We start from the raw sequence: 13,322 nt of genomic DNA on the forward strand, positions 1-13,322 counted from the left end.
TTTAACCCCTGATCCAGCCCATGAAACGTGCTTGTTCCTTACGGCTCAATTCCCCATACCAACTGACCATTCACATACCCGGTAACCTTATCATGGTTTGTGAACTGACTACCGGTTGCCTTGAACGAGTAATCGTTAGTCTGAGTGTAATTCGTCCAATTGTTTTTGGAGAAGCGAGCTTGAACCTCTGCGCTCTGACCTGCATTCAGCGTTCCCGCCGCACTTGTAAAGCCCACTTCAAGATAATGATCCGCCCCGGCAACTGGAGTCGCCAGTTTAACGAAATTGCTCGTTACATTCGCACTACCCATACTGGCCCAGTCGGACCAGAAACTCTGAGCTTCTTCCCCGTCGATCGTATAGTAATACCGGAGTTTTACATCACTCAACGAAATGGCCGAACTACCAGAGTTGACCAATTTGAATTTGGGTGAGATTCCGTTGGTGGATGCACTTGTATTGCCGTTAAAAGCTTGAATCGTCAAATCCCCTGCTGGCACAGTAACCGTGCTATCTACCACGTTCACCGTAAGCACAGCGTTATTACCTCCATTGAAGTGAAAGGTCAATACATTCTGACCCAAGGGCAGCGTAGCGAGATAGGATTTGTTCAGAACAACAGCAGAGCTGGACGCTGTATAATTCTGACCTGATACAAGCGTAGCATTCCCCTTCGTGATGCTTGTAAGCTGACGGCCATTTAAGGTGAGAGATACGCTAATATCCTGCGCCGGATTCGTCGCTTTATCAAATGTTGCATTCACAGGAGAAATCGAAGCATTCGTACTCGGTGTTGAATCCACAATTTTAACTTTTAACACCGGGTCCTGACCTTGATTAAAATCCAGAACAATCGAATGCTCGCCAACTGGCAGATTTGCCAGGTAAGCTTTTTTCAGCAGCAATGTGTTTCCGTTCAAGGTATAGTCCGTCGTTGCGGTCAACGCATTGTTGCCTGCCCGAAGAGCAGTCAGCGTATTTCCGTTCGCATTTACCGTTACGACTTTGTCGCTTTGATTGGGTGTATATTTGTCAAATTCGACGTTTACAGGTGTGATGGATGCACTGGGGTTGGGATTGTTAACCTTTAGATTCGGCAGTTCATCCAACGTAATGACATAATCGCTTTGATAAAGCGTTTTCAAAGTTGCCGGGTAATTAAAAGCAGAACTCATCAGATGCTCGCCATACCAAGGGCAGAAGTACAGCCATCCTGATTTCTCCTCTGTCAGATTTTTCACGCTTGGAATCGTGTCGTTTTCCGTCATGGCAACCATTTTCGTACCGCCTGTCAACTCAACAAGCTTATAGAAAATCGAGGTAATCGCATCCTCATTGGGTACGCCGGACAAACCGTCATAACGGTTGTAGATCGTATTGTATTTATCATATCCGACAAGATCTACCTGATCATCGCCCGGATACCAGGCAGGAGAAGTACTGTATACGTAGCTGTTGTAAGTCCAAATCAGATTATGCAAGCCATATGTTTCGGTCAGTTCGGTATATAGCAGATCCCATAGCTCTTTGTACACTTCTGCGCCTGCCGAAGCCCACCAGAACCATGCGCCTTCCCCGTTCAGCCCGCCATTGCCTTCTGCTTCATGATACGGACGGAACAGCACCGGCACATCGTTATCTTGCAAAATCAGCAATTGCTCTGCCAGATCCTCGATGGTCATCATCACATATTGATACTCTTTCGTACCGGGAATTACCGCATTGGCTGTATTAAAATTCGTTTCTGTTGGTTTGTAGGTAGCTTCTTTCCAATCGACAAAGTCCCCGAGCTCATACGTATTGAAATTACGAGGCACATTGATATGCCAGGAAGCTGTTGCAATACCTTCACGGTTATTCACCCAATCAATCATGCGATCGGTTGTACCGTCCTCCCAACCATACAACGGATTATAGTTCATCAAATCAAAGCCACGGATTGCCGGATACTTTCCGGTAAGATCATGAATCCACTCGAATTCAAGCTCCGTATCTCCGTCATTTCCTCCTCCATAGATCTCTTGCTGACCAGAGATGATGTTGTTCCCGTAAACCTCTGTTAAATAATTCATCAAAATTTGAGTTTCCGGTGTAGCTTCTGGATCAGTCAGAACTGGCTGCACATTCAGGGGATCCAGATCAGCATAATCCACTGTGAACGTGTCAAAATAAGCGAAGCCCCAACCCGCCTTTAGCTCGATGGTGTTGGCACCCTGATTCAGCTTATGGAAGCCAAAATCAAAGTCCGACCAGGTTGTCGTGTAAGGCAGCATGTACGCTCCCTTGGTAACACCATTCACATTTAAATTTTGAGACCTTCCGTCAGCACTGAGCTCCTGCATATATCGTGTGGAGATCGCGTACATGCCGGTTTCCGGGACAGTAACAGTGAATGTTAATGTGCCCGAGTTCTGCATCCAGACAAATCCGGCCCCTGAGAATCCGGGCTTCGGTTGTCCATAGATTGAAGTGACCACTTGAAGATCCGGGGTGAGCTGCGCATTTTCGCTTTCGATGGTGAACAGTGGTGTGTCTGCATGAACGGGCGCTGTCATTAATCCAAGAAGTAAGGCCAATGCCAGCATCATTGCGGTTGCCTTTTTGAGCAAATTTTTCATCAATTCCATCTTCCTTCCCAAGTGAAATATGATAATGAAATGTCAATGAACCCATTCATGATGGCGCTTTCATAGTAAACATAGCATGTGCATCAATTTTTGTAAATATATGGTGAATTTAAATGTTGAAAATTCTTTTATACCAGTATTTTGAACATCAAACCTCCATTCTCTCATCCGATTTGAAAATTCACGAAAACGGTTCATTCTTTAATCAAATTAGAGTATGAAACTTCATCTCACCTTAGATGTGTACTTGGCAGAAAATCGGATAAACAACAAAAAAAGCATTCCTGTTCGGATGCTTTTTCAAGTACGTTTCTTCAATTGCCCTCGTCTATGTCTTCGGCCTGCGTCCCGGCTCAACTTGCGGTTTCCTCGGTAGATGTTTCCGTGAGCGTACAACGTTCCCCTGCTTTGCGTACCGCTCGAATAATGCCCCCGTATCCGGTACAACGACACAAATTCCCACACAGTCCTGTTTCAATCTGATCTTGTGAAGGCTCAGGATGCGCATCCAGCAATGCCTTGGTTGAGATCACCATGCCCGGAGTACAGTAGCCGCACTGGAAACCACCTTCCTCTACAAAAGCCTGTTGAATCGGATGCAGAGTGCCTATCTCTTCGCCGTGCAGACCTTCAATGGTCGTAATCTCACTGCCTTCACATTGATAAGCCATAACAAGACAGGAATTCACAGGCTCACCATCCATCAGAACCATACATGCGCCGCAGCGACCAACTTCACACGATACTTTGGTACCCGTCAGCTGCAAATGAGTCCGAAGCACATCGACAAGTCGGGTCGTTTGCGCAATCTCCAGATGTTTTTGTTCCCCATTCACAACGGCTGTCCAGTGATTCTCAAGTGGTTTACTCATGATGGACTCACTCCTTCCTGCAAAGGTACATTTAAAGGTCTGACCAGTTGTTCTCTCGGTACAGGAAGACGGTTGACCCATACGCCTGTCGCCTGATGAATTGCAGCTGTAATGGCCGGCGCAAGGGCTACGGAACCAATCTCACCAATGCCTCTCGGGCCAAACGAATCACCTTCCGGCAAGTCCTCAATAGCCTCAACCTCCAGATTGGTATGAATATCCCGAATGGTTGGGATCAGATACGTGTCGAGGTTAGTGGTTACATAGCGGCTGTCCTGCATGACCGCATCCTCGGTCAACGTAAATCCAAGGGCCATGACACTGCCGCCTTCAATCTGTCCAATGTAGCCCATAGGGTTGATGACCGGTCCTGCCGCCACAACATGGCGTGTATCCAGCAGCTTGGTTTCCCCGGTCAAGGTATTCACTTCCACCTCTGCCGCAACCGCCGCGTACGTATACAAATAATGCCCGCCTACCACGTTGTCCGGCGTAGTTGGGTAATCAAACTTTGTATCGAAAATCCATTCATCGGCTTCACCCTGCATCGCGAGTTCAGCATAAGAGACCACAAAGCCTGATGGGGCTTCCACTTTCGCCAAGAGATCAGATGAACATTCAAATTCAACATCTTGATCTACTACATTCAGCGCAAGCATTTCCTCCTTCTCGCTCTTTCCTATCTTGTGCACATCTGTTTCTACTTCTGAAGTGTCGGCAGGAAGCTGGCCTTTGTGCCATATACCACCAGGTCCTGTTACCAGTTCATCCGCCGGAATGCCTGACATTTCAGACGCGACCGTGAGAACACGGGAACGAAATGGAGTTTGCAACCGCTGCAGTGCCATCCAGGCCATGGTTGTTGAACGCGAAGCTGTGCTTGAGCCGCTGTGTGGTACACGATCCGTGTCTCCAATGATGATACTGAGGTCCGATGTACTGCATTGGAACAGATCACATAGCATAATTTCCAACGTTGCAACGAGCCCCTGACCGAATTCCTCGTAGCTGAACGCCACCTCGATCTGGCCTTCGTTATTCAGGGACAGGCGGCCTCCCGCAGGGTCTGGAATGCCATAACCCAGCCCTGCACCGTGCATGGCGATGGCTGCTCCAACTCCGCGTTTGATCCATGGAGGCAGAGCAGAATCTGCCGGAGGATGCTGATGTTTTTGCCACAATTCGGAACGATCCAATGCCTCCCAGACTTGCGATAATCCATCAGTGACTAAAATCCTTTGATTCAGCGGTCCGGGATCATTCTTTTCCCTCATATTGCGTCTACGGAACTCCCAAGGGTCCATGTTCATGATTTCTGCAAGCCGATCCATCTGGCCTTCCATCGCAAAAATCGCCTGGTTCCCGCCAAATCCACGAAACTCACCTGACAGCCCGTTATTCGTATACACAGACACCCCTTCCACATCCACATGAGGAATAGCGTAGGGTCCAAGGCAATGCTCGGTACAGAAGTTCAGCACGGGTGCACCAAGTGTGGCGTACGCTCCGGTATCTGCTGTAATGCGGACACGATGCGCCTGAATTATGCCTTCTCTACTCATGCCGGTCTGCATTTCAATTTTCATTGGGTGCCGTTTCAGACCTGCACGCACGGATTCTTTACGCGAATTATGCATTTTCACAGGACGTCCACATCTTAAGGCCAGCAATGCACCATAGGGCTGTACGTTGAGTTCATCTTTCCCACCAAATGAACCACCAATCGGTGAAGACACCACTCGGATATCTTCTTCAGGACAGCCAATAATGCGTGCAAGCTGCATCCGGTCTTTATAGCCATGTTGCGTTGCCGCGTATACATTCAGCCTTCCCTCTTCATCCGGGACAAACAGCCCACCTTCTGTCTCCATGTACGCATGCATCTGGCGAGGGGTATAATACGTCTCTGTTACGATATGATCACATGTGGCAAAGGCATGCTCGGCATCCCCACGTTTGATCTCCGTCCGATGCAGCACATTACCTGGACCATGCTCATGCAGTTCTGGTGCGCCTGGAGCCATTGCAGCATCTGTGCTATTCAGTGGCGTAAGTTCCTCATACACTACCCGGATCGCATCCAACGCAAGGGCCGCACGTTCCGGGGAATCTGCAGCAACCGCTGCAATGGCATCCCCAACATAACGAACCATATCCTCGCAGAACACAGGCTGATCCGGGGTCGCAATGCCAAAACGATTCAGTCCAGGCACATCTTTGGAAGTCAGAACCGCATAGACACCTTCCAACGCCTCAGCTTTCGAAGTATCTATAGACAATAGACGAGCATGTGGATATTCGCTTCGCAATACTCTGCCATAAATCATGTCAGGTAGCGTCATATCCGTCAGATATTGAAGCTGCCCTGTTACTTTGGGTGCCCCATCTGGCCGCAGGTGCCAGCGTTTCCCGCTCTGTTCCCGATTCAGCAGCATGATCCCTCTCCCCCTTCGTGTGATCCCATTCTTCTATTCGCGAAGAGCCTCCCATAGCCCGGCGCCAAGCATGTTGCCTGCGGTCTGCTTGCGATAATGTTCTGTTGCGAATGCATCGCCATACGTCGTAAATTCGCTAGCTACAGCAGCTGCGAGAGTCGCCGCTTGTATAACAGAAGCTTCGCTACCAAGAAGCTGTTGCTCTGACTCCAGAAGTCGCGTCGCCATGCCTGAGCCCCCGCCTGCCGCAATCGCAATCTTGCTCCAGCGGTTATCCGAATCAATCTCCCCATACAACGCAACCGTCACCAGCGATGCACTGAACGTTTCCCGTCGACCCAGCTTGCGATAAAAGGAAACTTCTCGTGCAGCAGGTCTGTACTCACTGTTCACATCAAGCATAGAAGACAGTCTCATCGGAATATGAATCGCGATTAATACGTCCCCTGGATTACGACTGCCATCCCGTCCACCTTGAAGCCATGAAGACACACTACGGATCTCGATGCCACTGTCCGTCAACCAGTGCAGCTCCGCATCACATACAAGCAAAGCAGTCAGTGTATCACCCACTCCGGATACAACATTCCCACCAATGGTTGCCACATTACGAATGGAAGGAGCAGCAATTGCATTCACCGCTTCTTGCAGGATCGGCAGTTGATGCAGCAACGCTTGTGAGGCACATTCCTTCAATCGGGTCATGGCTCCAATGACCAGCTCATCTCCACGAATAGATACACCGCTCATTTCAGGAATACGACCCAGACTAACCATGTGTTCAGGCGCTGGAATTAAGCCACCTTCCCACTGGGTTCGCAGCAATGTTCCGCCTGCCGTGAAACAACACATTCCCTTTAGTCTACTTCTCAATGTTTGCAGTTCTTGCAGGTTCTCAGGCTGCCATACCGATGGCATGGCTCCAGAACCGTATGCCGGTGTTACCATCGCTGCATCCCCTTTCTTCTCTTCCATGGGCAGGAAATTCAACCGTCTGATCCAGATAATTCTTCAAATCATATGAGAGTTCAGCAGCAACGTCAATTACCTTTACATCGTTTTGGATAAATGTATAAAACCTGCGTTCCATTTGTGCTTGATGCATCATGATCTATCGAAAGCTAACACAAGCTCTCTTTTACTACACGTTAAAAGAAGACAAACAGGCCAACCAGACTGCCTGGCTGACCTGATCATGTTATTAAATTATACATAGTTAATAATCTTCTCCTGTTATTTAGTCTGTCTGCTTCGACTCGTATACATGATTCAGAATGCGTTCCAATTCCGGTTCTGTATCCGCATCCCAGAAACTAGTCTCAGACAGTGGTACATGTACACCTGAATAGTTAGCGCTGCGCATAATCTTACGTGCCCCCTCATCTCCATGCAAGGACAACAGAGGGCCGAACATATGGGAGCGAAAAGCAACGGGCGGTTTACCTCCCTCACCGTCGGTAGCTGCAACATAGTCACTCAGCTTGTGGGTAGCAAGTGCTGAGGTCACCAGATTGATATCCTGTGCTTGTAATAAAGGCTGATCCCCTAGTAACATGAGAATGCCCTCCGGTTTGTACTCCATGGCGGACAATACGCCAGAATGGAGAGAGTTTGCCATACCGAAAGCATAGTCAGCACAGACCACAATTCGAAGTCTCGCTGTAGGATGATAGGCATACGTGGCAGAATCAAACCATTTTACAGGTAGCCATGCCAACGAATCTTCCGGTTTGACCACACAAACCACTTGATCCAACTCCGAATTCAACGCAGCTTCCAGTGACCATGCAGCCAGTGACTTCCCGTCAGGCATGACAACCGAGAGTTTATCCCGACCAAGGCGACGACTCTTACCTGCTGCCAGAACTATGCCCGTCATTCGCATGTACAACGCTCCCCTTCTGCACCTCAGAACTCAAGGAAGAGACCTTATGTTTACATGCGATTAATTCAGCAGCAATGCTGATGGCGATCTGTTCAGGACCGTCAGCTCCGATACTTAAACCAACGGGAGAGTGTACATTTTTCAAGGATGGTAAACCATCGAATAGGCGGGCCGTTCGTGTTTTGGAGCCCATGATGCCAAGGTACGCATACTCACAGTTCACTACCATCTCCAGCAGTTCACGTTCGCGTGGGAAATTGTGACTCATGAGAATCAGATAATCCCGATTGTTCACGTTTAACAGAGGCATAATCTCACGTGGGAAACCAAGTACAAGTTCAGCTTCAGGGAATCGTTCCGAGGTACATAAGGACTCTCGCCAATCGGCTACAACTACTCGGAATCCTGCAGATCGGGCGAGTCTGGCAACAGGAATAACATCATTCCCGGCTCCGATGATAATCAGGCGAGGTTTAGGCGTGTATAGCGAAGTAAGTTGCTGCGGAAGCTCCCAGGGATTCGTTGAAACAGTGTTATTTGTCGCTATTTCAGCATCAGCATCAGAGATATGTTGTGAATTAGCGGATAGATGGGAAGAGTGTGATCCGTTTGACGTAGCAGATGCCACTTCAGGCACAAGCATAAGGCGAGGTATATCGGGAGAATGTTGTGTTGATGTTGTATGTTCATGCTTGGTATTTCCACTGCTATGTTGCACATCAACCTGCAATGGCGATCGATTATGATTCGCCACAACATCATGAGGAGGGACGAGCGAAGGACGCAAAATTGACTTTTGCCCCGTTTCCATAGACTCAACCCGTTTCCAGCCATATTGAACCTTCGTATAATCATCTTGGAACATTCGCGTTAATGCTGTTGTAGCCCCGGATTGCAGACACTCATGCATCTTCTGCAAAGTATGTCGGAGTTCACCACACACAGGTTCAAGCAACACAACAACGAGTCCACCGCAGCCGATCGTCTCGCCCCAAGACACATCATCCTCGGGACGCATGTCGTATTCCGCGAATTCGATCTGCTTCGTATCCAGCACATGGCTCACCCGGGCCTGAAGATCACTCTCCAGGCATCCCGGACTGATACTGCCATACATTTTGCCATCCTCGGTCAACAGCATAGAGACTCCCTGCTTACGGTAAGCATGACCCTCTACCTTGATCGCTGTTGCGAGCACGCAGCGCGTTTTACGGGCTGCGATTGCACACAGATCATGCATCTCCATATCGGTCTCCATCCTTTCTGGAATCGCATAAGCTTCCTTCGATCAGATGCGCTTCATTAACCTCGCAATGCTCTTATCCGACTCACGCAGCACAATGCCACGATCGATCGTCTGAATCTTGCGATTCTTGAGGACAATGCTGCCATCGATAATCACCGTGTCCACACAGCTTCGTGTTGCAGAATACACTACGCGGGAATAGACATCCGTCTCATAGGAAGGATACGTGTGGAAATCATCCAGATCCAGCAGCAGCATATCTGCCTTTTTGCCCACTTCGAGACTGCCGATTTCCTTGGACAAGCCGAGCACCTCTGCACCACCCATAGTAGCCATGCGCAATACGGTCCGGGCATCCATCACCGTTGGGCCATGAGGAATCTTCTGCATCAGCGCTGTGAGGCGCATCTCCTGAAACATATCCAGATTGTTGTTGCACGCGGCACCATCGGCCCCGATCCCAACCGCGATCTGACGATTCAGCAGATCCGGAATATCCGCTACCCCGGAGGAAAGTTTCATATTCGACCCAGGACAGTGAGTGACTTTGACACCGCGCTTGCGGATGATCTCCTTCTCTTCCTCACTCAGCCATACACAGTGGGCCAGCACCAATCTCGGGGTAGCCAAACCGATATGATCAAGGTATACGATGTTGCGCATTCCGCGTTCGTGTTCTACCAGCTCGATCTCTCCGCGATTCTCGGAGGCATGGGTATGGACTTTGACATGATATTTATTGGACAGATCGCGCACCTCTACCAGCAATTCTTCGGTACACGATACTACGAAGCGTGGACAGAAAGCATATTGAATACGACCTCCGCCAAAACCATTCCATTTCTCCAGCAAATCTACACTCTGTTGCAACGAAGTCGCTGTATTCTCACGCAGGGGTTCGGGAACCTCGTCTCCATGATCCATCATCACCTTGCCGGAAATGACCCGGATGCCGCTCTGTGCCATCGCCTGAAACGCCGAGTCTGTGTGATGTACCGTCTCCATATCCAGAATGGTCGTGGTTCCACTGGAGATCAATTCCCCGAGTCCAAGCATTGCCGAATAATAGACGGACTCCTCATCATGCGCTGCTTCCAGCGGCCAGATGCGTTGACGGAGCCAATCCATCAGTTCCAGATCATCCGCACGTCCACGGAACAAGGTCTGACACAGATGAATATGCGTCTGGATAAAACCTGGCAACAGCACTTTACCACGAGCATCAATGACCTGATCAGCCTGAACGTCGATGTGGGCTGCAATCTCCTTGATTTTGTTATCCTCGATCAATAGATCTCCGATGAACACTTCCTCTTCTGCATTCATCGTCACAAGCTGTGCGCCCTTTAGCAGGATCGTTCCCATGCCAATCTCCCCTATCTGTGTCTGTCTGTATAGTTAAACTTAAAAGTGTTCAGCTAGCCGTTACCATCCAATAGCCATACCGTCGCCCCTAGGGTCTGCTGCGCCACTAATCATGCCGTCCTCACGAATGACAATGCCTTGTGACTGTCCCATAATCCCATCCCACGGCGCTCTGGCTTCAACGTTATGTCCCCACTGGGCAAGGGTTGCACACACGTCATCATGATATCGGTTCTCCACACGCATCGTATCGCCTTCTTCACCCCAGGTACGTCCGTACACCCAACGCGGCAGGCTGATCGCTTCCTGGATGTTAAGCCCGTAATCAAGTACTCCGGTAAGCACGGATAATTGCGTCTGTGGCTGACCTTCGCCTCCCTGCGTACCCACGAGCATATAAGGTTTGCCATCTCGTGTAACGAGGCCCGGCATGAGGGTATGGAATGAGCGTTTACTCGGTTCCAGTACGTTGGCATCTCTCGGATCTAAGGAGAAAAACGACCCCCGGTTCTGCATGATAACCCCCGTATCCCCCGGAACATACGCCGCACCGAAGTCAAAATACAGGCTTTGGATGAAGGAAACGGCATTGCCTTCGCTATCGACAACCGCTGCATACGCCGTGTCCTGACCTATCGTTTTGGACAAAAACGGCTGTGCCACAGGTGGAGCAGACTGAATCTCATTCCACAATTGGTCTCCGTATTCTTTAGATAACAGATGATCCAGCGGAATGTCCCTGAAATCCGGGTCCGTCAGATAACGATCACGATCCCGAAACGCCTTTTTCACCACTTCCGCCATCAGATGATAGAATTCCGGTGAGGTCCGTGCTACAGAGGACAGATCCGTATGCTCCAGCATATTTAACATCATCAGCATGGAGAATCCCTGCGAGTTGGGCGGCATCTGATGAACTTCATAGCCACGATACCCCGTACTAACCGGTTTCACCCACTCACCCCGATGACCCGCAAAGTCCGCTGGTGCAAGCATGCCCCCATCCTCACGAATAGCCGAAGCCATACGATCCGCAAGCTCCCCTGTATAAAAAGCATCTCGCCCTCCCGTCTGAATCAGACGAATGGAGTTAGCAAGTTCAGACTGGATCAGCAGCTCGCCTTCCTGCAAAAGTGTACCCGAAGGGGCAAATACCGCTCGCAGCGGTGTATGACCCAGTATGAAATCTTCATCCCTTTCCATCCACAGGCGGAGATTTCGGGATACAGGGCATCCTTTTTCCGCATACATCGCGGCAGGTTCAAGCAATTGCTCCCACGGTAACTTTCCGTACCGGGACCAGACTTCCCACCAGGCATCCACCATTCCCGGAACCGTTATGGCACTAAGCACACCGCGCTGAGGGATGGCATTCATGCCCATCGCTTTGAACGTATCGGCATGAATGCCTGCGGCTGATCGACCACTCCCGTTATAGGCGGTAATCTCACCGCTCGTTCCATCATGAATCAGGAAGAAGGCGTCCCCGCCAAGTCCGGTCATATGCGGATATACCACACCCAGTGCTGCACTGACCGCAATAGCGGCATCATAAGCATTCCCGCCTTGCTGGAGGATGGAGCTTCCTACTGCACTCGCCAGGTAATGAGGAGTGGTGACCATGACCTCTCTGGAGATTGGCATTTGGTTTAACATAAGGCGCCCTCCTTCCCTGCATACACATCCATCGCTGCCTGCACCGCTTCACCTGCTGGTAACACATGACGATGACGGAGAAGAACAGCTTCCAATGCTCCGAGCACATGAAGTACATTTTTGCGTTGGCAGCTGAATCCCATCGTACCGATCCGCCAGATTTGTCCTTTCAACGGTCCGAATGAACTGGCAATCTCAATGCTGAAATCGTTCAGCAACATGCTGCGCACCGACTCGCCATCGATCCCCTCAGGAATCGTGATACAAGTGACCACCGGAAGTTTACTGGACATATCCCCATACAACTGCAATCCCATTCCCTGAATTCCGGCGACCAACGCACGTTCATTCACCCGATGTCTCTGGAACCTGGCCTCCAACCCTTCTTGCAGCAGAATGCGCAACCCTTCGTGAAGACCGTAGAGCATGGAGGTGGCCTCCGTATGGTGGTTCAACCGTGCGGAACTCCAGTAATCCTGCAATTGGCTCAAGTCAAAATAATTGCTGGCAATGGTGCGGCCTTCTGCCCGCGCACTGGTTGCATCTCGCAGTCCGCGTTCAACGGTTTTGCGGCTCATCAGTTTCTGCTCCACACGACTGTTGTACGTGAGAGGTGCCATCCCTGAAGGAACGGACAGGCATTTCTGCGTGCCGCCCATCACCGCATCCAGATGCCATGCATCCGTCTCCACTGGTGTGCCGCCAATGGTTGCCACAGCATCTACAACGAGTAAAATATCAAGCTCGCGACAGGCTTTGCCAATCTCGGCAAGGGGCTGCATCTGTCCGGTGGAAGTTTCACCGTGAACCATCGCAACCAGACTCGGTTTATGGGTATGAATCGCCTTGATCACCTCTTCGGGATCAAATACCGTTCCCCATTCCGTTTCAAAAAAGACAACCTCGGCACCACAGCGTTCCGAGATTTCAACCAGCAGATGTCCGAATCGACCGTAGATTGGGACGAGAACTTTGTCACCTGGCTGGATCAGACTGACCAATACAGCTTCAATGCCTGAACGGGATGTACCATCTACCGGATAACACCACTCGTTGTCTGTCATATATAACTCACGCAGCATCGCCATCGTCTCGTTCATCAAGGATGTGAACTCCGGGTCAAACTGACCCAGGATCGGAAAGGATAATGCTCTGAGTACGCGTGGATCAACCTCAACGGGTCCCGGGGTCATAATGGTCCGCAAGGACGGAGATAACTCTTTATAGTTGGACATC

General features: G+C 50.0%; 10 protein-coding genes. All 10 read right to left on the reverse strand.

Features of this window, described 5'->3' with window-relative positions:
* Window positions 1-38 precede the first annotated feature (38 nt).
* Window positions 39-2,618: a X2-like carbohydrate binding domain-containing protein gene (locus NYE45_RS16555; protein WP_340013238.1), complete on the reverse strand. Its 2,580-nt coding sequence runs from the start codon at window positions 2,616-2,618 to the stop codon at window positions 39-41.
* 362 nt (window positions 2,619-2,980) lie between these two features.
* Window positions 2,981-3,499, reverse strand: a complete 519-nt coding sequence (locus tag NYE45_RS16560) for a (2Fe-2S)-binding protein (protein ID WP_340013239.1) — start codon at window positions 3,497-3,499, stop codon at window positions 2,981-2,983.
* Window positions 3,496-5,934 (reverse strand): molybdopterin cofactor-binding domain-containing protein, encoded by a 2,439-nt coding sequence (locus NYE45_RS16565; RefSeq protein WP_340013240.1) that lies wholly within the window; start codon window positions 5,932-5,934, stop codon window positions 3,496-3,498. Before NYE45_RS16565 ends, NYE45_RS16560 begins: the two co-directional genes overlap by 4 nt.
* Window positions 5,935-5,967: 33 nt before the next feature.
* A complete protein-coding gene (locus NYE45_RS16570) occupies window positions 5,968-6,882 on the reverse strand; it encodes an FAD binding domain-containing protein (RefSeq protein ID WP_340013241.1) in 915 nt (304 codons plus the stop codon).
* Entirely contained in the window at window positions 6,830-7,042 is a 213-nt protein-coding gene (locus NYE45_RS16575) for a hypothetical protein (protein WP_340013242.1), read from the reverse strand. The genes NYE45_RS16570 and NYE45_RS16575 overlap by 53 nt, the downstream gene beginning before the upstream one ends.
* Before the next feature lie 129 nt (window positions 7,043-7,171).
* Window positions 7,172-7,813 (reverse strand): nucleotidyltransferase family protein, encoded by a 642-nt coding sequence (locus tag NYE45_RS16580; RefSeq protein ID WP_340013243.1) that lies wholly within the window; start codon window positions 7,811-7,813, stop codon window positions 7,172-7,174.
* Window positions 7,785-9,077, reverse strand: coding sequence for an XdhC family protein (locus tag NYE45_RS16585; protein WP_340013244.1), 1,293 nt, complete (start codon window positions 9,075-9,077; stop codon window positions 7,785-7,787). The genes NYE45_RS16580 and NYE45_RS16585 overlap by 29 nt, the downstream gene beginning before the upstream one ends.
* 30 nt (window positions 9,078-9,107) lie before the next feature.
* Window positions 9,108-10,430, reverse strand: a complete 1,323-nt coding sequence (locus NYE45_RS16590; RefSeq protein WP_062834805.1) for a 5'-deoxyadenosine deaminase — start codon at window positions 10,428-10,430, stop codon at window positions 9,108-9,110.
* Between the two features lie 60 nt (window positions 10,431-10,490).
* A complete protein-coding gene (gene ggt / locus NYE45_RS16595; RefSeq protein ID WP_340013245.1) occupies window positions 10,491-12,086 on the reverse strand; it encodes a gamma-glutamyltransferase in 1,596 nt (531 codons plus the stop codon).
* The gene (locus tag NYE45_RS16600; RefSeq protein ID WP_076331621.1) at window positions 12,080-13,321 is read right to left on the reverse strand and encodes an alanine--glyoxylate aminotransferase family protein; all 1,242 of its coding nucleotides are present in this window, start codon (window positions 13,319-13,321) and stop codon (window positions 12,080-12,082) included. The genes ggt and NYE45_RS16600 overlap by 7 nt, the downstream gene beginning before the upstream one ends.
* Between the last annotated feature and the right edge of the window lies 1 nt (window position 13,322).

This window comes from Paenibacillus sp. FSL K6-1318 (genome assembly GCF_037976905.1).
In the GTDB taxonomy this organism is placed as follows: Bacteria; Bacillota; Bacilli; order Paenibacillales; family Paenibacillaceae; genus Paenibacillus; species Paenibacillus amylolyticus_A.

Excerpts from the sequence above, each read along its gene's own strand:
- NYE45_RS16590 (WP_062834805.1), bottom strand. The coding sequence starts at position 10,430 with ATGGGAACGATCCTGCTAAAGGGCGCACAGCTTGTGACGATGAATGCA.
- NYE45_RS16580 (WP_340013243.1), bottom strand. The coding sequence starts at position 7,813 with ATGACGGGCATAGTTCTGGCAGCAGGTAAGAGTCGTCGCCTTGGTCGG.
- NYE45_RS16570 (WP_340013241.1), bottom strand. The coding sequence starts at position 6,882 with ATGGTAACACCGGCATACGGTTCTGGAGCCATGCCATCGGTATGGCAG.
- NYE45_RS16575 (WP_340013242.1), bottom strand. The coding sequence starts at position 7,042 with ATGATGCATCAAGCACAAATGGAACGCAGGTTTTATACATTTATCCAA.
- NYE45_RS16555 (WP_340013238.1), bottom strand. The coding sequence starts at position 2,618 with ATGAAAAATTTGCTCAAAAAGGCAACCGCAATGATGCTGGCATTGGCC.
- NYE45_RS16565 (WP_340013240.1), bottom strand. The coding sequence starts at position 5,934 with ATGCTGCTGAATCGGGAACAGAGCGGGAAACGCTGGCACCTGCGGCCA.
- NYE45_RS16585 (WP_340013244.1), bottom strand. The coding sequence starts at position 9,077 with ATGGAGACCGATATGGAGATGCATGATCTGTGTGCAATCGCAGCCCGT.
- ggt (WP_340013245.1), bottom strand. The coding sequence starts at position 12,086 with ATGTTAAACCAAATGCCAATCTCCAGAGAGGTCATGGTCACCACTCCT.
- NYE45_RS16600 (WP_076331621.1), bottom strand. The coding sequence starts at position 13,321 with ATGTCCAACTATAAAGAGTTATCTCCGTCCTTGCGGACCATTATGACC.
- NYE45_RS16560 (WP_340013239.1), bottom strand. The coding sequence starts at position 3,499 with ATGAGTAAACCACTTGAGAATCACTGGACAGCCGTTGTGAATGGGGAA.